This window comes from Halosimplex marinum (assembly GCF_051414075.1).
Lineage (GTDB): Archaea > Halobacteriota > Halobacteria > Halobacteriales > Haloarculaceae > Halosimplex > Halosimplex marinum.
Genome location: NZ_JBLKNY010000003.1, coordinates 294,264 through 312,938 on the forward strand (window position 1 = coordinate 294,264; position 18,675 = coordinate 312,938).

The following is an 18,675-nucleotide window of genomic DNA, read 5'->3' on the forward strand; positions in this document are numbered from 1 at the left end:
TCAGGTGTCACAGCCGCGCAGTCCCGCGATTTCGACCATCGTCGTTCGCAGTCACGACTACCGTCGCTGTCAGCCGTTCGGCTTCGGTGAACGCGGTCGTCAGTTCGCCGGGCGGTCCGGGGCGCCGGCGGAGGGCCGTGACCGGAGGTCCGGGTCGGCGGGATCGACGCCGAACCAGTCGCCGTCGTGGACATCTTCGGGGACGGGCGCACCCGAGATATCGCGGCCGTCGCCCGGCAGTTCCGGCACCCAGAGCGTGACGCGGGTGCCGTCGTCGGTCTCGAAGCGGACGGCGCCGCCGACCCGCGTGACGCCCCAGTGGATCGCCCACAGGCCCAGGCCGCTCCCGTGGGCGAGTTGCGTCTCGGTCCCCGCCCGCAGTACGTCGAGTTCCGCCCGCGGGATCCCGGGGCCGTCGTCCGCGACGCGGAGGAGCCAGCCGTCCGCCCGCCGGTCGGCCGACACGGCGACCCGTCCGGTCTCGTCGGTCCCATGCTCGACCGCGTTGGCGACGGCGTTCCGCACGACGAGCGAGAGCGTCCGGGGGTCGGTCCGGAGCGTCGGTCCGTCCGGCAGGTCGACGGTCGTCTCGACGACGTCGGGCGGATCGACGGCCGCCAGCGCGTCGTCGACGAGTCGCCCGACGGACACGTCGGCGGGTTCGACCGGGCGCCCCATCGCGTCCTCGATGTCGCGGACGGACTCGCTGAGGGCGACGACCTCCCGGCCCGCGTCCGCGACGGTCCGCGCCAGCTCGCGGTCCCTCTCGTCGACGCGGTCGGCCAGCATCGCCGCCGGGCCGACGACGGCGTTCATCGCGTTGCGGATGTTGTGCCGGAAGACCCGGTCGAGCACGTTCAGCCGCTGCTGGCGGCGCCGGTCCTCGGTCACGTCCCTGACGACGAGCGCGCGCCCGGTCGAGCGGTCCCGGGCGTCGCGCACGGTCGAGACCGACACCGACAGGACGCGCCGGCCCGAGCGAACGTCCGTCGTCCCGGCGTCGAGACCGTCCAGCGCCGCCGAGACCGCTGCGAGCGGCTCCCCGAGGACGGCGCCCCGCCGGCAGTCGAACAGCTCGCAGGCCCGCTCGTTGACCGCGACCACGTCGCCGTCGGTGTCGACGACGGCGACGCCCTCCCCGAGGTCGTCGAACGCCTCGGGGACGCCGATCCGCCGCGAGGCCGGCGTAAGGTCGAACAGCCGGTGTTCGAACAGGCTGTACCCGTAGCCGACGCCGAGCACCGAGAACCCGAGGGCGATGGCCGGAACCTCCGGCGGGAGGAGGTCGAGCACCGCCGGGACCAGCAGCGCGACCGGCGCGACCGACCCGAGGAGCAGGCCGGCCGCCTGCCCCGAGTAGAGCCGGTCGTGCTCCCAGAGCATCCGCGCGACCAGCCACAGGCCGGCGACCAGCAGGACGACCGCGTACGCGAGGTTGACCCACGCCAGCGGCCCCGGCGCGGCTTCGATGACGACCCCGCCGCCGTGGTCGACGAACCGGAACCGGGCGTAGTACAGATCCGTCACCGGCGAGGAGACGACCCCGAGCAGGGCCGCGCCGGGAACCGCCCACAGCGCGGCCAGCCCCCGGGCGTCGAGCAGGGTCCCGTGGCCGGTGTACTCGACGACGAAACTGAACCAGACCACCGGCACCGCGACCGCCGCGGCCGTGACCGTCAGGTGCGCGAACAGCTGGACGGGCCGGACGTGTACCAGTACCTTGACGACGGTGAGCGCCGTCCACAGCGTCGTCAACGCCATCGTTGCGACGAACCAGTCGACCCCGACCACGCGGCGGTTCCCCCACCCGGCGACCGCGAGCGCGGCCGTCGACGCGACCGAGCAGACCAGCACGACCAGCACCCACGTCGCGACTGCCATACCCCCAGAGGCGCGCCCAACCGCTTGAATGGTGGGGTCCGTCCGCCGGTCCCGGTCAGAGATCGGCCGGACCGCGCCCGGCGGCGCGCGCCCACGGGAACGAAACGGCTATGCGGGCGAGGGGTCCACGGCCCGTATGTTCAGGAGCGGGCGGTTCGTCGCCGACGCCCTCGGCGACGTGGACGACGAGCAGGTACAGCCCAACGGCGTCGACCTGCGACTGGGCGCCGTCTACGAGCAGGTCGAACCCGGACGGGTCGGCACGGACGGCAAGACGGTCGGCGAGCGCCGCGAACTCGACCCCGACGAGGCGGACGGGACCGCGGTCTACCGGCTGGACGCCGGCGGGTACGTCGTCGGCTACGCCGACACCGTCCGGGTCCCGGAGGGTCACGTCGGCTTCCTCTACCCGCGGTCGTCGCTGCTGCGCAACTCCTGTATGCTCGACACCGCCGTCTGGGACGCCGGCTACGAGGGCCGCGGCGAGGGGCTGCTGGAGGTCTACCACCCCGTCGAACTCGAAGCCGGCGCCCGGATCGCACAGCTCGTCCTCGCCGAGGCGAACCACGCCGACACCTACGACGGCGCCTACCAGCGCGAGGGGATGGACTGACCCGGTCGGATCCCGACACGGCGGCCCGCCGGCCGACACGCCATCGCCGACAGGCGGGCTGTTGCCGAACGGCGATATTTAACAGTGCATGGTCAGCCAGGCCGTAAGATTAATCGAAGCTGTGGCGAACGGTACGAACGGTGTTGGGGGGAGCCACCCGGACCGTGCCTCTGACATCCGACTTCCGGACGACGCCTCCAACACCGGTGTATCGGGGTGTCCCCCGATTTCTCTCGTGACCGGCGCCCGTCCGCGCCGTTCCCGTCGACCAGTCCTCGGTATCGGCCGGTCCGGCGGGGCGGGCGCGGGAAAAGCGGCCGCGCCAGCGAGCCGGTCGGCGGGTCGAGTCGCCGGACGGGCCGGGGCAGTTCTTTCAGAGCGTGAAACCGCAGTCGTAGTACTATATAGCGCTCCGGTGACGTACGGGGTATGCCAGCCAGCGAGGACCTGTACGTGCTCGCCCCAGGGGAGGGCGAGGACGAGAGCGACGGGTGGGTGAGTCCGCGACCGATAGACGAGGCCGTCGGGGCGGCGGTCGCCGACGCGACGGACCTCGACCCCGAGGGGATAGCCGACGCCGAATCGTACGTCGACCTCGACGACCTCGCGGCGCTGCTCGACGGCGAGGGCGAGGGCGACTCGCTGACCTTCACCGTGGAGGGCCACGAGGTCACCATCGACGGCGGCGGCCACGTCACCGTCGGCGCCGAGTGACCGCGCGACGGCGGCGTGACGGACCGACGGCGCCGGGACAGGCCTAACTCGCCGGGGCGAGAACCCCCTGTATGACGCGCCTGGCGCTGATCGCCCACGACGACGAGAAGCCCGAGATGATCGACCTCGCGGAGACCTACGAGTCGCTGCTCTCGACGTTCGATCTGGTCGGGACCGGCACCACGGGCAAGCGGGTCGCCGAGGCGACGGGCCTGCCGGTCGAGCGCAAGGAGTCGGGCCCGATCGGCGGCGACGCACAGATCGCCGCCGAGGTCGCCGAGGACCGCCTCGACGGGATCATCTTCCTGCGGGACCCGCTGACCGCCCAGCCCCACGAGCCGGACATCAGCGCGCTCCTGCGGATCTGTGACGTGCACGACACGCCGCTGGCGACGACCCGGACCTCCGCCGAGTACCTCCTCGACGGGCTGGCCGCCGACGCGGACCCCGACGCCTGAGCGGCGGCCGTCGACGACGGGAGTGCACTACGCCGAGAAGACGTAGACCGCGCCCGCGTTGGGTCCGCTCGCCTCGGTCTCGCCGTCGATCGCCCCGACGAACCCCCGGTCGGCCGACAGCCCCACGGACGTGCCGAACAGGTCGTGCGGATCGTGGTCGTCGTGGAGCAACCGCGCGTCCTGGCGCCACTCGCCGTCGTCGTCGCGCCCGAACAGGTACGCCGAGCCGGCGTTCTCGCCGTTCGAGTCGTCGTGTTCGGCGCCGACCAGCGCCCGGTCGCCCGACAGCGCCACGTCGCTGCCGAACACGTCCCGGGGGTCGCCGTCGGCGGCGGCGAGTTTCGTCTCCGGGATCCAGTCGCCGTCGACCCGCTCGAACGCGTAGACCGCGCCGCCGTAGAACCCGTTGGGCTCGCCGGCGCCCCAGGCGGCGACCAGCGCCGTCGACCCCTCGAGCGCGACCGAACTGCCGAGGTGGTCCCCGTCGCCGGGGTTCTGGTTCACCGCGGGCGCCAGCGCCGTCCGTCGGCGCCACCCGCCGCTCCCGCGCTCGAACAGGTAGGCCCGCCCGACGGTGTCGCCGTCCGCCGTCTCGTACTCCGGCGCCCCGACGAGGGCCGCGTCGCCGTCGAGCGCGACCGCGCGCCCGAAGTAATCGCTGTCCCCGGCGTCCGGAGAGAGCCGTGCCGTCCGGCGCCACTCGCCGGCCGGTCGACCGGTGGCGGTCGGTCCGTCGGCGCTCCCGCCTTCCAGACGGTCGAACACGTACACCGCTCCCGGTCGCTCGTCGCCGTCCGCTCCCCACGGCGCGCCGACCAGAACCGTTCCGCCGTCGACCGCGACTGCCCGGCCGAACGCCTCCTCGATCTCCGGCGACGCGCGGTCGGCGCGCAGCGTCGCGGTCTGCTCCCAGCCGTCGTCGCCGGCCGCGAAGACGACGGCCCCGCCTCTCGGGATGCTGTGGGGCCCGACCCGCTCCAGCGCGCCGACGACGAGCGTCCCGTCGGACACCGCGACGTCGGTCCCGAACCTGTAGTCGAAGGGGAACGACTCCGGGTCGGGCCGGAGTTTCGACCGCTGGCGCCACTCGCCGCCGGCCCGCTCGAACACGTACACCGACCCCTCCGGACCGCCGGTCTCGGAGTGGGCGTCGCCCGGCGCGGCGACGAAGAGGGCGTCCTCCGCCACCGCGAGCGCCGCCCCGAAGTGGTCGTACTCGCGTGAGTCCGAGCCCGTGAACGCCGCCACCTGTTCGCCCCGTCCGGGCGTCGCGGTGGGTGTTGGCGTCCGGGTCGGCGTTTCGGTCGGCGTCGCAGTCGGTGCAGGCGTCGCGGTCGGGGTCACCGTCGCCGTCGGTGTCGCCGACCCGGTCGCCGTCGCTCGCTCGCTCGCGGTCGGTCCGCCTGTGGGCTCCCTGTCGGTCGCCGTCCCGTCTCCCGGCTCGTCGCCGGGCCCGAGGTTACACCCGACGAGCGGGAGGGTCGCTCCCGCGGCCAGCAGGCGGAGGAGGGATCGGCGGCTTCGCATACGTCACCGGTCACACTCGTGTTACTAAAGGGGCAGGTTCCGATGCACGACCGACAGCGAACGGGGCGGAACGGAGGCAGTCGGGCGCGGCGACCGCGGGAGACGGAGCGGAGACCACCCGGAGATCGGGTGGGCGGGGACGGGGTGTGGGTGGAGGGCCGACAGCGGGGTGGGTGGGAAGGCGTCCCGTGCTACGCACCACCGTCTTAAACCCCTTCGCGAGACTCAAAGAGCCGTTGTACCTATCGACCGCCGCCCCGGACGGACGTGCTGGCGCCGTCCACCCGAGGACAGGATCCTACAGCCGGCTGCGTTCGGGTCGGACGTGAGCGATTCGTCCCTGCGGGCGCCGGCCGAGGCCGCGGCCGACGAGGTAGGCCGGGACGCCTACAACCTCGCGGAGCCGGGGATCGGCTCGAACCTCGCCGTCGAGGACCTCGTGGGGTCAGCCGCTGGACGAGACGGCCGCCGGACCGTCCACGTCGCGATCGGGGACGACCACGGCATCGGCGGCGACACCACGGCGCCCGTCCACTTCGGCGGGATCGTCACCGGCCCCACGGTCTACGCCGACGGCGAGGAGATCGAGTGCCGTCGGCCGAATAGTCTGCCGGCTAGACGCTTTCGACGCTACTTTCGGACTGTCCGCGCTCGGCGGGATAGAGCCAGTCGGTCCGGACGAACAGGACGGCCGCGACGGCGAGCCACGGGACGACGCCGACCAGGCCGACCGGCGTCGGCCCGAACACGGGGTTGGGGACGGCGGTGGCGAACAGCGTCGCGAGGCCGGCGCTGCCGTTTATCATCGCGTGGCCGACGACGGCGGGGAAGACGCTACCGCTCCGGAGGGTGACCCAGCCGAGGAACACCCCGAGTCCCACGGTCGCGACGGTCATCGCAGCCAGCCCGAGCCACGGCGCGCCCGTGTACGCCAGGCCGTAGTTGTGACCCATCGCGATGACCGGCCAGTGCCAGACGCCCCAGACGACGCCGTGGGCGAGCAGCGCGCGCCGCCATCCCAGCGGCGCGAGCTTCGGTAGCAGGTAGGCCCGCCAGCCGAACTCCTCGCCGAAGGTGGCGGCGCTGTTCAGCAGCGGCGCGGCGACGAGCGCCTGGACGAACTGGACGGCGAGAAACGCCGTCGGCGAGAGGGGGATCTCCTGGCCCGTCTGCGCCTCCAGCGCCGCGAGCAGGTCCGCGACCGCCGCCATCCCGCCGAACAGGTCCGGGTACACCAGGAAGTACAGGCCGGCGCCGACGAGGATCAGGAGGAGGGGACCGACCCACCCGACGATCCACGGGAGCGGGCGCGTCCGCACGCGGAGGAGCATCTCGCCGCGGTCGAACCCCTCGTCGGTCAGCCACCGGGTCGCGACGTGACCGACGGCCGGGCCCCACATATACGGACCGGCGAGCAGGACCAGCCACAGCGGGATCCCCAGCGCCAGCGTCGGACCGCCGTCGATCCCGCCCAGCGCGTAGATGACGGCCGCCGTCGCCCACGACACCGCGAACGTGACGCCGAGGAAAACGGCGATCCGGCGTCGCTGTAGCCGTTCCCCGCTCCCGAGGCCCTCCCCCCGACCGGACTCCGGGACCCCGGATTCAGTGTCCATGTCGCATCCGTTCGTCGTCGGGGACCGTGAACATTCGCCCGATGCCGTGGCGTCCGGGGTCGAATACGGCCGCTCTCCCGCCCGCTCCGACGGCGCGGGCCGGCCGAACGGTCCCCTGGAGCGTCGACTCAGCGGACTTTTACGCGTTCGGGGGCAACACGCGGATATGACAGAGTCCGCAGAGCGAGTCGCCGTCGCCTGCCCCTCGTGTTCGCCCTCGCTGGAGACGGTCCACGAGGTGCTCACGACGGGCGGCGGCCACGCCACGATCCGCTGTACCGAGTGCGGTCACACGCACAAGGACCAGCTGCCGTCGACCACGGAGTTCGAGCGCGAGGTGGTCGTCTCGCAGGACGGCGAGTCGTTCACCGCCACCGCCGACGTGCCCGAGGGCGAGCAACTGGCCGTCGGCGAGGAGTTCCTGCTGGAGACGGAGGAGGCGATCGTGACCGCGCGGATCACCAGCCTCGAACTCGGCGACGAGCGCCGCGCCGAGACGGCGTCCGCCGAGGAGGTCCGGACCATCTGGACCCGCGCGGTCGGCAACGTCAGCGTCGACCTGACCTTGCACCCGAAGGACGGCACGCACGACGAGACGGAGTCGGTGACCGTCCAGGTACCGGGCGACTACGAGTTCGTCGTCGGCGAGACCGAGGAGCTGGGCGACGAGGAGTTCACCGTCGAGGGGATCCACGTCCGCGACGACGCCGTCGGCTACGAGCACGACAAGCTCGACTTCGAGGGCGACAGCGCCGTCGCGAAGGACATCAAGCGGGTGTACGCGCGCGACGAGACCTCGTCGGCCTGGTCGGCGTGGTAGCATGGACTTCGCGGCCGCCCGCGAGCGGTTAGTCGAGCGACTCGACGACCGCGGCCGGGTCGACGACGAGCGCGTCCGGGAGGCGATGGCGACCGTCCCGCGCCACGAGTTCGTCCCCGAGGCCCGGCGCGAGGACGCCTACCGCGACACGCCGCTGTCCATCGGCGAGGGACAGACCATCAGCGCCCCGCACATGGTTGCGATGATGACCGACCTGCTCGACCTCTCGGCCGGCGACGACGTGCTGGAGGTCGGCACCGGCTGTGGCTACCACGCCGCCGTCACCGCGGAGGTCGTCGGTCCCGAAGGCGTCTACTCCGTCGAGTACCACGACTCGCTGGCCGAGGCGGCCCGCGAGCGACTGGACCGGCTCGGCTACGGCGCGGTGTCGGTCCGCGCGGGCGACGGCAAGGAGGGGTGGGCCGAGCACGCCCCCTACGACCGCGCGTACCTGACCTGCGCCGCTCCCGAGTTCCCCGAGAGCGTCGTCGAGCAGGTCCGCCCCGGCGGGTACGTGCTCGCCCCCATCGGCCGCCGCCAGCAGACGCTCGTCCGCGCCCGTCGCCGCGCCGACGGCTCGCTGGACCGCGAAGACCACGGCGGCGTCCGGTTCGTCGAGTTGCAGTAGCCCCCGGGTCATCTCCCGCTGCCCGCGTGCCCTCACCGCGCGAGGACGCCCGGGGGACGGGCCGGTCCGCGCCATTCATTACCGTCGAGGGCGGACGGGCGAGCATGGACCCCGCGGTGTTGCGCGACGACATGGTCGACAGCCTGGAGCACGAGAGCAAGGGCTGTCTCCGCAGCGAGGCCCTCTCGGTCGCGATGCGCGAGGTGCCCCGCGAGGCGTTCGTCGCGGAGGACCGCGGCGCCTACGCCGACCGGCCGTTCGAGCGGCTCGGGACGCGCGTGCTCGCGCCGAGCACCGTCGCGCGGTTGCTCGAAGCCCTCGATGTGCGGGAGGGCGACTCGGTGCTCGTCGTCGGCGCGGGCGTCGGCTACACCGCGGCCGTCGTCGCGGAACTGGCCGGCGCCGAGCGCGTCCACGCAATCGACATCACGCGCCGTCTGGTGATCGAGGCCCGGGGGAACCTCGCCGAGGCGGGGTACGGGGAGGTGCTCGTCGACCGCCGCGACGGCGCCGACGGGCTCCCCGAGTACGCCCCGTTCGACCGCATCCTGCTGGAGGCGGCAGCGATCAGCCCGCCCGCCGCGCTGGTCGACCAGCTCGCCGAGGGCGGCCGGCTGGTCATGCCCCACGGCGCCGGCGAGCAGGACCTCGCGGTCGTCGAGGACGGCGAGGTCATCGAGCGGCTCGGCGGCGTGGCCTTCCGGCCGATGCTCGTCGAGGGCGAGCAGGCCGACACGGTCGAGCGAAACCGCACCCGCCGCGAGGACCGCGAGTTCGCCCGCCGCAACGCCGAGGGCCGGACCGGCTGGGAACAGGAGTGGATCGACTGGGACGACGCCGTCGGGCGCTGAGCCGACGGCGGTCGCTCCGGTCGGGTGCTACCTCCGGCGTGAGCGTCCCCGGCGGTCGACCCAGTGTAGCGGCCCTATCACTTCACGACCAGCACCTCCGTGTTCCCGCGCTCGTCGGCGTACTGCCCGCCGGCGGGCGGTTTCACGTCGAACTGTATCGTCCCCTCTTGCTGGTTCGGCCCGAGCGACGGCGACAGCGACAGCGTCGCAGTGCCGTTGGCGTTCGTCCGCGCGGTCGTCACCGAGTCCAGCGTCGCGGTGCCGCCGGTGGCGACGACGGTCGCGTTGGCGACCCGGTCGCCCTGCGGTTCGACCACTTCGACGGTGATCTCGGTGCTGGCCTCGTCGATGACCTCGGGGGAGGGTTTCACGTCGAGTTCGGTGACCCCGAGGGTCTGGATGCCGCCGAGCGTGTTCATCATCACGCTGAGGCTGGCGACTCCGACGACCAGGGCGATGACGAGTCTGATGGGCAGTCCCTCGATGGCGCGTTCGTCTCCCGCGAGCGCTCGTGGCTCCATGGGCGGCCCTGGTCCCGTTACCCGGGATAAACGCTCGGACGAAGGTTCTTCACGGAGAGGCCGGCCAATCTTGCAGTCGTCGGTCCACGGTCGGCGGCGCGCGACCCGAACGGAAACACACGAGTACGAGCGGCGGGTCGGTTCGGGCGAATGAGCGACGACCGCGCGCTGACCCGACCGGAGTCGCTCGCGCTCGTCGCCGTCGGCGGGTTCGCGGGGGCGGCGCTGCGGTACGCGGTGGCGCTCGCGCTCCCCGGCGCCTTCCCCTGGGGGACGCTGGCCGCGAACGGGCTGGGGAGTTTCGCGCTCGGCGTCCTGCTGTACGAGAAACGCTTCTCCGACGCCGTGAGCGCGGAGGCGCGGCTGGTCGTCGGCACCGGCTTCCTCTCGTCGTTCACGACCTACAGCACGTTCGCCGCCGAGACGACGACGCTGGCCGGGACGGGCGGGCCGACGCTGGCTGCGGCGAACGTCGCCGCGAACTACGCGGTCGGACTCGCGGGCGTCCTCTGCGGTCGCCGGGTCGCGAGGTGGGTATCGTGAACCCGGTCGTGCTCGTCGGGCTCGGCGGCGTCGCCGGCGCGCTCGCGCGCCACCTGCTCGGGGAACGGATCGACGCGCGGACGGGCGACACGCTGGCCGTGAACGTCCTCGGGAGTCTCGCGCTCGGCGCGGTGCTGGCGGCTCCGGTCGGCGAGGGCGCGGTGCTCGCGCTCGGGACCGGCTTCTGCGGGGCGTTCACGACGTTCTCGACGTTCGCCTTCGAGACGGTGCGGCTGTTCGAGACGGGCGAGCGCCGCCGCGCGCTGGCGAACGCGACCGTCAACCTGGTCGGCGCGCTCGCGGCCGTCTGGGTCGGGTCGACGCTCGCGGCGACGGTGTGGTGACCGGTCGGAACGCGCGGGGACGAACCCCGGACCGCGCTACTCGCTGAGCGCGTAGAGGGTGCCGTCCTGGCTGCCGACGTAGACCCGGCCGCCGGCGACGACGGGGGCGGCCGTCTCGATGTTGTTGCTCGTGGCGAACGACCACTCCAGGTCGCCGCTGTCGGCGCTGACGGCGTAGACGCTACCGTCGCGGGAGCCGACGTAGACGGTGCCGTCGGCGACGACCGGCGGGGCGGTGACGCCGTCGCTGGGGTCGGTGAACCGCCAGCGCTCGCGGCCGTCGCTGGCCTCGAACGCGTACAGCGTTCCCTCGCGCGTCCCGGCGAACACCCCGTCGGCCGTCACGGCGGGCGTGGCGGCGAACGCTCCCGACCGCGAAGTCTCCCACTCGGTGCTGCCGCGTGCGTTGACCTGGGTGACGGTGTTGCTCTCGCTCGTGGCGAACAGGCGCCCCCGCCGGTGGGAGACGCCGTTGGCGCTCCCGCCGAGGTCCTTCGTCCACTCGAGGCTCCCCGAGACGCTGACGGCGTAGAGTTCGTGGTCGGCGCTGGCGGCGTAGACCGTCCCGTCGGCGTAGACCGGCGAGGCGGTGATCGCGCCGTAGGTGCTCTGGTTCCACTCCTGGCCGCCGTCGAGCGCGTCGAACTTGTAGAGGCGGCTGCTGGTCGACCCGACGTAGACGCCCCGGTCGACGACGACCGGCGCGGTGAAGTCCTCCGTCGAGCCCAGGTCCCACTCCCAGAACACCGAGCCGTCGTCGGTGTTCAGGGCGTAGAACACGCCGTTGGTCGTCCCGACGTAGGCGAACCCGCCGTCGATCGCCGCGGCGCTCGTGACCGGCGCGGCCACGTCCTTCGACCACTTCGTCTCCCCGGTGAGAGGGTCCAGCGCGTGGAACGACCCGTCGTCGTCGCCGGCCCCGCCGGCGCCGACGTACAGGGTCCCGTCGACCAGGACGGGCGTCGCGTTGACGGCGTCCTGGTCGAACTCGGCGCGCCAGTCGACCGAGACGCCGTCGTGGGGCCCGCTCGCGTCGGGATGGTGCCCCCAGTGTTCGTCGTTGCGCATGAACGTCGGCCACGCCGCGAACGACGACGCGTCCGGCGTCGCGGTCGCCGTCGACTCAGGCGTCTCGGTCGCCGTGGCGGTCGGCGTCTCCGTCGGCTCCGCGGTGGCCGTCGGCGTCGGCTCCGCTGTCGGCGTCGCCGTCGGCGTCCCCGTCTCGGTCGGCGCGTCGGTCGGCGTTGCTGTGCCCGCGTCCCCTGGAGTCGCCGTCGCGTCGCCGTCGGACCCGCAGCCGCTCAGTCCGACCGTCGACGCCCCCAGCACGGTCGCCAGGAACTGACGACGACTCGCCCGCTTCCGTGCCATGGCCGGCCTATCGGTGAACTACGCCATATGTCCTTGGGTTCGTTCGATCCGCCGCGGGCGACCGACTCGGCCTGTCTCCCCCGGTATCACCCCAGTTTCGGGTCCCGCCGGCCCGCCGTTCGTGTGCAAAGGTTTCGCATACCAATAGACCTATATGGTGGTGTGGTATAGCGTAGCACGTATGGCGTCCGCACCGAGCACCGACGACATGTTCGACGAGTTCCTGAGCGACCGTGGACACGACGTCGAGGAGGCGGGCTGGGAAGAAAACTACAACAAAAAGCAGTGCCCCGACTGCGGGGGACTCCACGACTCGGCCGCCACAGAGTGCTCGGTATGCGGCTGGTCACCGGCGTAGCATCCGCCGAACACCCGTTTTCCGTGTTCTCTCCGCCAGTAGCCCCTGCTCCGAACTCGGCCTGACTCCAGTGGCATTGTTCGGTACAGGAGGGAGCGGTTGCGGTGAGCGGTCGCGGTGCAGTTGGCGCGCGCTGGAGCGCGCGTTCATGCGCGCGACGACACCGCGCGAGGTCTTCTCGAACTCGTGAGAGAAGGCTCGTTAGAGCTTGCCTCTGACGGTGGATGAGCGAGCGAGCGAAGCGAGAGAGCGAATCGGCTGGGGAGGTATGTGGCCGTCTGCGGTGCTGTGCAGGGCGGTGCGGTTGCTGTGTGGTGCTGGTCCTGGCGGACTGAAAGGGCGAGGCGCGCTCGCGCTTGTGTAGTCGCCTGAGCGACCCCTATCCGCGCGGGCGGTGCCGAGAGCGCGGATATGTCGCTCAGCGACCGCGAGCGCGCCGAGGGCTTTCATCACTTGCTGTCGAGTGCGGTCACTCTCGCACGACTTCGGTTCACGACAGGTTCGACAGAATCACCTACTCAAATCGCACACCGAACATCACAGTCGCGCTCGTCGGGATCGCGGTCGCGCGCGTCGGCTTCCGACGCTGGCCCTCGGTGACCTCTCCGCCGTCCCGCCCGGAACGGTGCGGTACGTCTACGGTGAGGGAGGGTCCGAGAGCGTCGCTCGGTCGGGAACGCGACGCTTAACCGCGCAGGGCCAGTACGCCGGGGCAATGAGTCGCTCCGGCGAGTTCTGCCCCCGATGCGGGGACGAGATAGAGGCGAACCTCGACGCCCGGCCGGCGGCGCCGGGCGCGGCGGGGCCGCGGGACGGCGACAGCGTGCTCTGCGACGACTGTTACTTCGCGGCGTTCGACCTCGTGGACGCGCCCGACCGCATCGACGTGCGCGTCTGCTCGCGCTGCGGCGCGGTCCACCGGGGCAACCGCTGGGTCGACGTGGGCGCCGAGGACTACACCGACATCGCCGTCGAGGAGGTCTCGGAGGCGCTGGGCGTCCACCTGGAGGCCACCGACGTGAACTGGGAGGTCGCCCCCGAGCAGGTCGACGAGAACAACATCAGGATGCACTGCCAGTTCTCCGGCGTGGTCCGGGGGACGCTCGTCTCCGAGGAGGTGGTCGTCCCCGTCAAGATCGCGCGGCAGACCTGCGAGCGCTGCGGCCGGATCGCCGGCGGCTCCTACGCCGCCATCGTGCAGGTCCGCGCCGACGAGCGGACGCCGACCGACGAGGAGCAGGCGATCGCCCAGGAGGTCGCCGAGGCGTACGTCGCCGACCGGGAGGCCACCGGCGACCGCAACGCGTTCATCACGGAGGTCGACGAGGTCGACGAGGGGCTGGACATGAAGATCTCCACCAACCAGATGGGCCAGGGGATCGCGAAACGGATCGTCGACCGGCTGGGCGGCAGTTTCGAGGACTACGAGACGCTGGTCACCGAGGACGGCGACGGCAACGAGGTCTACCGGGTGACCTTCGCCGTCCGCCTGCCCCGCTACCGCGCCGGCGAGGTCATCGACCCCGAGGACGGCGACGGCCCGGTGCTGGTCCGCAGCGTCCGGGGCAACCTCAAGGGGACGCGACTCGCGACGGGCGAGGACTACGAGGCGAGCTTCGAGGACGGCGACGCCCCCGAGGCCCGCCGGCTCGGTACCCGCGAGGACGCCGCCGAGACCACCGTCGTCGCCGTCGAGGACGACAACGCCGTGCAGGTGCTCGACCCCGAGACCTACGCGGCCGAGACCGTCCCCCGGCCGGACTACTTCGACACCGACGCCGACGAGGTGCCCGTGATCAAACACCGCGAGGGCCTCCACATCCTCCCTGGGGACGCCGTCGGCGCCGACGAGGGCTGACCGCCTCCTTCTGACCGGGGAGCGGCAACTTTTTTCGTGGTTCGGCCGGTTGGCCGACGTATGCGCGAAGCCCTCCGCACGCTCGGGACCGTGACGCGCCGGTTCGTCGCGCTCCTGCCGGTGCTGATCGCCGTCGCGACGCTGCCGGTCGCCCTGCTGGCGCTGTTCAACGCCGGGGTCGTGACCGCCCTGGAGATCGCGGTGACGGGCTGGCTGTTCGCGACGCCGGTGACCGCCATCCTCGCGTGGGTCGTCCTCGACCTCTCGCCCGTGGACCTGCCGGGATCGCTCGGCGAACGCTCCGTCGACCTCCCGTCGATGCTCGACGGCGGAGCGTCGAACGGCGGGGGGTCGGCCGGCGACGACCCCGTCGAGACGCTCCGCGAGCGGTTCGCGAGCGGCGAGATCGACCAGGCCGAGTTCGAGCGGCGCCTCGACGCGCTGCTGGCGGCCGAGGACGCGACCGACGAGCGGGCAGCGGACGGCCGCCCGGGCGACGACCCGCCGGGGACCGCCGGGTCCGTCTCCGCGCGCGAGCAGGCCGACCCCGGCGGGTCACGGGTACGGTCCGGTGACCGCACGCAGGCGCCCGGCCAGGACCGCGAGCCCGAGTCGACCTGATCCCCCTCGGCCGCTCCCGACTCGAAACGGTTTCGGCCGTCGACCGTCTGGTGGCGAGTAGATGGACGAGCGCGACGAGCGACTGGCGGTGGTCGTCGACAAGTCCCGCGCGGAGGCGGTCATCGACGACCTGGAGCGGGTGGGCGTCTACGACGCCGACCGCTCGGTCCGCGAGTACGACGGGGGTAGCGTCTCGGTCCCGGTGACGGCGGTCCCCGACGCCGTCGACTACCGCGAGGTCGTGCGACAGGTGGGTGAACCACGCATCCGGGACCTGGCCGACCACCTCCGCGAGCGCGGCTGGACCGACGAGGAGGTCGACCGGGCGCCCTCGTCGTGGGCGGTGCTGGGGACGGTCGTCCTCGTCGACCCCGGCGACGCGCCCCGTCCGGAAGAACTCGGCGAGGCGCTGTTGGACCTGCACGGGGCCGCCGACACCGTCCTCGCGCGCGGGCCGATCACCGGCGCCCACCGCGAGCCCGACGTGACGGTGATCGCGGGCGAGGGCGACACCGAGACGGTCCACCGCGAGCACGGCACCGTCTACGCGATGGACCTGGCCGAGGTGATGTTCTCGCCGGGGAACAAGGCCGAGCGGGCGCGGATGGGCGAGGTCGTCTCGGAGAACGAGCGCGTCGTCGACATGTTCGCCGGGATCGGCTACTTCGCGCTCCCGATGGCCCGCGCGGGCGCCGAGGTGACCGCGGTCGAGCGCAACCCCGATTCGTTCGAGTACCTGCTGGAGAACGTCCGCCGGAACGGCGTTACCGACCGCGTCCAGCCCTATCGGGCGGACTGCCGCGACGTGCTGGAGCAGGTCGACGCGGCGACGGACGTGCGCGCCGACCGGGTCGTGATGGGGTACTACGAGGCCCACGAGTACCTCGACAGCGCGCTCGGGGCGCTGGAGCCCGGCGGCGTCGTCCACATGCACGAGGCGACCCCTGAGGCGCTGGTGCCCGACCGCCCCGTGGAACGGCTCCGGGACGCGGTCGACGAACGCGGGCGCTCGGTCGAAGTCCTCGACACGCGGCGCGTCAAGGGGTACAGCGAGGGCGTGGCCCACGTCGTCGTCGACGCGCGCGTCGAGTGACTGTCGATCCAGTGGGACCGAGCGGGTCGGTCCGGTGAGACCGCCCCGATAGCGTGGGGCGATTGCCGCTCGCCGTCACCACAGTAGTTTTTATCCCATGAGGAGGAAGGGTCGTACATGGCGCCGGGGCCGTACGAGCGGGTGCTTGAGACGCTGGAAGACCTAGACGCCCGTCTCGCCGGCCTGGAGGTCGGCTACAACGAGACCAACGCCTCGGCGGCCCGGGAACACGTCGCCGAGCTGGGCGACTTCTTCGAGAACGACCCCGACGACTTCGTCGCGCTCCGGGAGGCGGTCGAGCGGCTGGTCGAGACCGAGGACTCGACCCACGCCGCGACGGCCAAGGAACACGCCGACGCCCTGCGGGACCGCGTCGAGGCCCAGCTCGACGAGGAGTGAGTCGGGACCGAGAGACGCGACCCCGAAAGCCCTCGGCGCGCTCGCGGTCGCTGTCTCCGATTCGTTCAGTGACGAGAGAGCGAAGCTCTCTCGAACCACGAGGCGGTTCACCGGACGCGACCGCGGGGAGCGTCCGGCTTTTTCACCCATGTTTTCGGACCGGGGGCGGGTCGCGGGCACAGCCCGCGACCGAATGACGTGGCGGCGTAGCCGCCACGCAGTCCACGCAGGCGCGCTCCGCGCGCCGAGGGAACCGGCCGGGGAAAGATGGTTCGAAAGTAACAGGTTGGTGCGCTCGAACAGTCGGGCAATGACCGACTGGGGCGTCTATCTCGTCACGCAGGAGAGCCTGTCCGGGGACCGGACCACGCGGGCGGTCGTCGAGGCGGCCATCGACGGCGGCGTCGACGTGGTACAGCTGCGCGAGAAGGACCGGAGCGCCCGCGAGCGCTACCACCTGGGTCGGAAGCTCCGGGCGCTCACCCGCGAGGAGGGGGTCACCTTCGTCGTCAACGACCGGGTTGACCTCGCCGCGGCGGTCGACGCAGACGGGGTCCACCTCGGCGACGACGACCTGCCGGTCGCGGTCGCCCGCGAGCGACTGGGCGAGGAGGCCCTGGTCGGCCGGTCGGTGTCGTTCGTCGACGACGCCCGCCGCGCCGAGAGAGCGGGCGCCGACTACCTCGGCGTCGGCGCCGTCTACGCCACGGGCTCGAAGGGCGACATCGACGACGACGAGCACGAGATCGGCCCCGAGCGCGTCGGCGAGATCGCCGACGCCGTCGACATCCCGGTCGTGGGGATCGGGGGGGTCACCGCGGACAACGCCGCGCCGGTCGTCGAGGCGGGCGCCGACGGCGTCGCGGTCATCACGGCGGTCACCCGCGCCGACGACCCCGAGGCGGCGACCCGCGACCTGGCTGAGACCGTCGCCGACGCCCGCGAGGATTGACGGGTCCGATCGGGAGCAAACAGCGCCGAGGCCGACCCTAGCTATTCCCGCTCGCGGGCCGAACGGGCCGGCGTGCAGGACCCTCGCGCGGTGGGCGCGTCGCTCGCCGGACGCCGGCGGGCGCTGGTCGCGGTGCTGGCCGTCGTGTTCGTCGACCTGCTGGGGTTCGGGATCGTCGTCCCGATCCTCCCCTTCTACGTCCGCGACCTCGGCGGGACGGACGTGGTCTACGGCCTGCTCGCGGCGTCGTACTCGCTGATGCAGTTCGTCTCCGCGCCGCTGCTCGGACAGCTGTCGGACGCCCGCGGCCGGCGACCGGTCCTCATGCTCTCGCTTCTGGCGAACACCGTCGCCTGGACCGTCTTCGGGCTCGGCGGCGAGGTCGGGGCGGCCGCGGGGGCGACCGCGGCGCTGGCGACGCTCTTTCTCGCGCGGATGCTCGCCGGCGCGATGGGCGGCAACATCGCCACCGCGCAGGCGTACATCGCGGACGTGACGCCCGCCGACCGGCGGGCCGGCGCGCTCGGGCTGGTCGGCGCCGCCTTCGGCCTGGGGTTCGTCTTCGGGCCCGCGCTCGGGTCGGTGCTAGCGAGCGACGGCGTCGTCGCCGCCGCGGCGAGCGTCTTCCCGGAGTTCGTCCCGGCGACGCGCTTCTCGCTGCCGAGCTTCGGCGCGGCCGTCCTGAGCTTCGTCGCCTTCCTCGGGACGTGGGCGTTCCTGCCCGAACCCGAACGGCAGGCGCGGACGGCCGGCCCGCCGCGGATCGTCGGCCAGTTCGTCGACGCCGCCCGCGACGCCGCGCTCCGGCCGCTGGTCGGCGCCTTCCTCGTCGCCTCGGTCGCCTTCTCCGGGGTCCAGGTGGCGTTCATCCCCTACGTCGCGGACGTGTACGGTTACGACGCCTCTCAGGCGGGGCTCCTGCTCACGTACGTCGGCGCGCTCGCGGTGGTCAACCAGGGCGTCGTCGTCGGCCGGCTCGCCCGCGTGGTTCCAGCCCGGCGGCTCGCCGTCGCCGGCGCCGCGCTGCTGGTCGTCGCGCTCGCGGCGTTCCCCTTCTCTCCGGAGATCGGGCGGGCGCTACTGGGCGAGCGGGCGATCTTCGGGTTCGGCCCGCGGGTGGTCGCGCTGCTGGGCGCGCTGACGCTGCTGTCGCTCGGGAACAGCCTCCTGAACGTCTCGCTGACGACGCTGGTGTCGCTGGCGACGAGCGCCGACCGGCAGGGCGGCGCCTTCGGCGTCACGCAGGGGGCGGGCAGCCTCGGGCGGACGGTCGGCCCGCCGGTCATGACGGCGCTGTACGCCCTCGTCGTCTACTGGTCGCCGTTCGTCTTCGGCGCGGCCCTCACGGTCGGGATCGGCGCCCTGCTGACGACCGTCCGGGTCGTCGGCGACCCGGCCGAGGCGCCGGCCGAGCGGACCGACTGACGACGGACTGGTGAGCGGGTGGCGACGGGCGCCGCCCGTCTTCGTGCCACCGGACTCGTTTGGCGCCGGGCTTGAGTAGCGG

Annotated in this window: 20 protein-coding genes; 15 read left to right on the forward strand and 5 right to left on the reverse strand. The window is 72.6% G+C overall.

Annotated elements, in window-relative coordinates:
* Positions 1 to 99 precede the first annotated feature (99 nt).
* A complete protein-coding gene (locus tag ACMGFI_RS02420; protein ID WP_436907064.1) occupies positions 100 to 1,881 on the reverse strand; it encodes a sensor histidine kinase in 1,782 nt (593 codons plus the stop codon).
* A 136-nt stretch (positions 1,882 to 2,017) separates the two neighbouring features.
* Here ACMGFI_RS02420 and ACMGFI_RS02425 point away from each other — a divergent pair, with 136 nt between their 5' ends.
* The 3 genes from ACMGFI_RS02425 to ACMGFI_RS02435 all read left to right on the forward strand — a co-directional run bounded on the left by ACMGFI_RS02425 (position 2,018) and on the right by ACMGFI_RS02435 (position 3,666).
* Positions 2,018 to 2,494: a deoxyuridine 5'-triphosphate nucleotidohydrolase gene (locus ACMGFI_RS02425; protein ID WP_436907065.1), complete on the forward strand. Its 477-nt coding sequence runs from the start codon at positions 2,018 to 2,020 to the stop codon at positions 2,492 to 2,494.
* A gap of 429 nt (positions 2,495 to 2,923) precedes the next feature.
* Entirely contained in the window at positions 2,924 to 3,208 is a 285-nt protein-coding gene (locus tag ACMGFI_RS02430) for a HalOD1 output domain-containing protein (protein WP_436907066.1), read from the forward strand.
* Between the two features lie 71 nt (positions 3,209 to 3,279).
* The gene (locus ACMGFI_RS02435) at positions 3,280 to 3,666 is read left to right on the forward strand and encodes a methylglyoxal synthase (RefSeq protein ID WP_436907068.1); all 387 of its coding nucleotides are present in this window, start codon (positions 3,280 to 3,282) and stop codon (positions 3,664 to 3,666) included.
* A 27-nt stretch (positions 3,667 to 3,693) separates the two neighbouring features.
* Here ACMGFI_RS02435 and ACMGFI_RS02440 read toward each other — a convergent pair whose 3' ends face one another.
* Both ACMGFI_RS02440 and ACMGFI_RS02450 read right to left on the reverse strand, forming a co-directional pair.
* Positions 3,694 to 5,193 carry a hypothetical protein gene (locus ACMGFI_RS02440; protein WP_436907069.1) on the reverse strand — a complete coding sequence of 500 codons (1,500 nt, stop codon included), beginning with the start codon at positions 5,191 to 5,193 and terminating at the stop codon, positions 3,694 to 3,696.
* A gap of 614 nt (positions 5,194 to 5,807) precedes the next feature.
* Positions 5,808 to 6,809, reverse strand: a complete 1,002-nt coding sequence (locus tag ACMGFI_RS02450) for a CPBP family intramembrane glutamic endopeptidase (RefSeq protein ID WP_436907070.1) — start codon at positions 6,807 to 6,809, stop codon at positions 5,808 to 5,810.
* A gap of 166 nt (positions 6,810 to 6,975) precedes the next feature.
* Between ACMGFI_RS02450 and ACMGFI_RS02455 the strand changes: the two genes are divergently transcribed.
* From ACMGFI_RS02455 to ACMGFI_RS02465, 3 genes are all read left to right on the forward strand, one after another.
* Positions 6,976 to 7,629, forward strand: a complete 654-nt coding sequence (locus ACMGFI_RS02455; RefSeq protein WP_436907072.1) for an HVO_0476 family zinc finger protein — start codon at positions 6,976 to 6,978, stop codon at positions 7,627 to 7,629.
* 1 nt (position 7,630) lies between these two features.
* Positions 7,631 to 8,257 carry a protein-L-isoaspartate(D-aspartate) O-methyltransferase gene (locus ACMGFI_RS02460; RefSeq protein ID WP_436907073.1) on the forward strand — a complete coding sequence of 209 codons (627 nt, stop codon included), beginning with the start codon at positions 7,631 to 7,633 and terminating at the stop codon, positions 8,255 to 8,257.
* Between the two features lie 104 nt (positions 8,258 to 8,361).
* Positions 8,362 to 9,108, forward strand: coding sequence for a protein-L-isoaspartate O-methyltransferase family protein (locus ACMGFI_RS02465; RefSeq protein ID WP_436907074.1), 747 nt, complete (start codon positions 8,362 to 8,364; stop codon positions 9,106 to 9,108).
* Between the two features lie 77 nt (positions 9,109 to 9,185).
* On the opposite strand, the gene ACMGFI_RS02470 is transcribed toward ACMGFI_RS02465, so the two are convergent.
* On the reverse strand, positions 9,186 to 9,629 hold the full coding sequence (locus tag ACMGFI_RS02470) for a DUF7382 domain-containing protein (protein WP_436907076.1): 444 nt from the start codon (positions 9,627 to 9,629) through the stop codon (positions 9,186 to 9,188).
* 150 nt (positions 9,630 to 9,779) lie between these two features.
* Between ACMGFI_RS02470 and ACMGFI_RS02475 the strand changes: the two genes are divergently transcribed.
* Both ACMGFI_RS02475 and crcB read left to right on the forward strand, forming a co-directional pair.
* The gene (locus tag ACMGFI_RS02475; protein WP_436907077.1) at positions 9,780 to 10,172 is read left to right on the forward strand and encodes a fluoride efflux transporter FluC; all 393 of its coding nucleotides are present in this window, start codon (positions 9,780 to 9,782) and stop codon (positions 10,170 to 10,172) included.
* Positions 10,160 to 10,516, forward strand: coding sequence for a fluoride efflux transporter CrcB (gene crcB, locus ACMGFI_RS02480; RefSeq protein WP_436907078.1), 357 nt, complete (start codon positions 10,160 to 10,162; stop codon positions 10,514 to 10,516). The genes ACMGFI_RS02475 and crcB overlap by 13 nt, the downstream gene beginning before the upstream one ends.
* A 36-nt stretch (positions 10,517 to 10,552) precedes the next feature.
* Here the strand turns inward: crcB and ACMGFI_RS02485 are convergent, their stop codons facing one another.
* A complete protein-coding gene (locus ACMGFI_RS02485; RefSeq protein WP_436907079.1) occupies positions 10,553 to 11,887 on the reverse strand; it encodes an outer membrane protein assembly factor BamB family protein in 1,335 nt (444 codons plus the stop codon).
* Positions 11,888 to 12,068: 181 nt separating this feature from the next.
* On the opposite strand from ACMGFI_RS02485, the gene ACMGFI_RS02490 reads away from it, so the two are divergent.
* The 7 genes from ACMGFI_RS02490 to ACMGFI_RS02520 all read left to right on the forward strand — a co-directional run bounded on the left by ACMGFI_RS02490 (position 12,069) and on the right by ACMGFI_RS02520 (position 18,593).
* Complete coding sequence (locus ACMGFI_RS02490) at positions 12,069 to 12,245, forward strand: HVO_0416 family zinc finger protein (RefSeq protein ID WP_436907080.1); 177 nt, start codon at positions 12,069 to 12,071, stop codon at positions 12,243 to 12,245.
* Between the two features lie 715 nt (positions 12,246 to 12,960).
* Positions 12,961 to 14,103, forward strand: a complete 1,143-nt coding sequence (locus ACMGFI_RS02495; protein WP_436907081.1) for a 60S ribosomal export protein NMD3 — start codon at positions 12,961 to 12,963, stop codon at positions 14,101 to 14,103.
* 60 nt (positions 14,104 to 14,163) lie between these two features.
* Entirely contained in the window at positions 14,164 to 14,724 is a 561-nt protein-coding gene (locus ACMGFI_RS02500; protein ID WP_436907082.1) for an SHOCT domain-containing protein, read from the forward strand.
* A gap of 61 nt (positions 14,725 to 14,785) precedes the next feature.
* A complete protein-coding gene (locus tag ACMGFI_RS02505; RefSeq protein ID WP_436907083.1) occupies positions 14,786 to 15,817 on the forward strand; it encodes a class I SAM-dependent methyltransferase in 1,032 nt (343 codons plus the stop codon).
* A gap of 117 nt (positions 15,818 to 15,934) precedes the next feature.
* The gene (locus ACMGFI_RS02510) at positions 15,935 to 16,216 is read left to right on the forward strand and encodes a hypothetical protein (RefSeq protein ID WP_436907084.1); all 282 of its coding nucleotides are present in this window, start codon (positions 15,935 to 15,937) and stop codon (positions 16,214 to 16,216) included.
* A 310-nt stretch (positions 16,217 to 16,526) separates the two neighbouring features.
* Complete coding sequence (thiE, locus tag ACMGFI_RS02515; protein WP_436907085.1) at positions 16,527 to 17,168, forward strand: thiamine phosphate synthase; 642 nt, start codon at positions 16,527 to 16,529, stop codon at positions 17,166 to 17,168.
* 72 nt (positions 17,169 to 17,240) lie between these two features.
* A complete protein-coding gene (locus ACMGFI_RS02520; protein WP_436907086.1) occupies positions 17,241 to 18,593 on the forward strand; it encodes an MFS transporter in 1,353 nt (450 codons plus the stop codon).
* Positions 18,594 to 18,675 lie beyond the last annotated feature (82 nt).

What these genes read in the sequence shown, in the direction of transcription:
- ACMGFI_RS02475 (WP_436907077.1), top strand. Translation starts at nt 9,780, where the DNA reads ATGAGCGACGACCGCGCGCTGACCCGACCGGAGTCGCTCGCGCTCGTC.
- ACMGFI_RS02420 (WP_436907064.1), bottom strand. Translation starts at nt 1,881, where the DNA reads ATGGCAGTCGCGACGTGGGTGCTGGTCGTGCTGGTCTGCTCGGTCGCG.
- ACMGFI_RS02505 (WP_436907083.1), top strand. Translation starts at nt 14,786, where the DNA reads ATGGACGAGCGCGACGAGCGACTGGCGGTGGTCGTCGACAAGTCCCGC.
- ACMGFI_RS02490 (WP_436907080.1), top strand. Translation starts at nt 12,069, where the DNA reads ATGGCGTCCGCACCGAGCACCGACGACATGTTCGACGAGTTCCTGAGC.
- ACMGFI_RS02460 (WP_436907073.1), top strand. Translation starts at nt 7,631, where the DNA reads ATGGACTTCGCGGCCGCCCGCGAGCGGTTAGTCGAGCGACTCGACGAC.
- ACMGFI_RS02425 (WP_436907065.1), top strand. Translation starts at nt 2,018, where the DNA reads ATGTTCAGGAGCGGGCGGTTCGTCGCCGACGCCCTCGGCGACGTGGAC.
- ACMGFI_RS02440 (WP_436907069.1), bottom strand. Translation starts at nt 5,193, where the DNA reads ATGCGAAGCCGCCGATCCCTCCTCCGCCTGCTGGCCGCGGGAGCGACC.
- ACMGFI_RS02500 (WP_436907082.1), top strand. Translation starts at nt 14,164, where the DNA reads ATGCGCGAAGCCCTCCGCACGCTCGGGACCGTGACGCGCCGGTTCGTC.
- ACMGFI_RS02470 (WP_436907076.1), bottom strand. Translation starts at nt 9,629, where the DNA reads ATGGAGCCACGAGCGCTCGCGGGAGACGAACGCGCCATCGAGGGACTG.
- ACMGFI_RS02430 (WP_436907066.1), top strand. Translation starts at nt 2,924, where the DNA reads ATGCCAGCCAGCGAGGACCTGTACGTGCTCGCCCCAGGGGAGGGCGAG.
- ACMGFI_RS02465 (WP_436907074.1), top strand. Translation starts at nt 8,362, where the DNA reads ATGGACCCCGCGGTGTTGCGCGACGACATGGTCGACAGCCTGGAGCAC.
- thiE (WP_436907085.1), top strand. Translation starts at nt 16,527, where the DNA reads ATGACCGACTGGGGCGTCTATCTCGTCACGCAGGAGAGCCTGTCCGGG.
- ACMGFI_RS02455 (WP_436907072.1), top strand. Translation starts at nt 6,976, where the DNA reads ATGACAGAGTCCGCAGAGCGAGTCGCCGTCGCCTGCCCCTCGTGTTCG.
- ACMGFI_RS02435 (WP_436907068.1), top strand. Translation starts at nt 3,280, where the DNA reads ATGACGCGCCTGGCGCTGATCGCCCACGACGACGAGAAGCCCGAGATG.
- ACMGFI_RS02450 (WP_436907070.1), bottom strand. Translation starts at nt 6,809, where the DNA reads ATGGACACTGAATCCGGGGTCCCGGAGTCCGGTCGGGGGGAGGGCCTC.
- ACMGFI_RS02485 (WP_436907079.1), bottom strand. Translation starts at nt 11,887, where the DNA reads ATGGCACGGAAGCGGGCGAGTCGTCGTCAGTTCCTGGCGACCGTGCTG.
- ACMGFI_RS02510 (WP_436907084.1), top strand. Translation starts at nt 15,935, where the DNA reads ATGGCGCCGGGGCCGTACGAGCGGGTGCTTGAGACGCTGGAAGACCTA.
- ACMGFI_RS02495 (WP_436907081.1), top strand. Translation starts at nt 12,961, where the DNA reads ATGAGTCGCTCCGGCGAGTTCTGCCCCCGATGCGGGGACGAGATAGAG.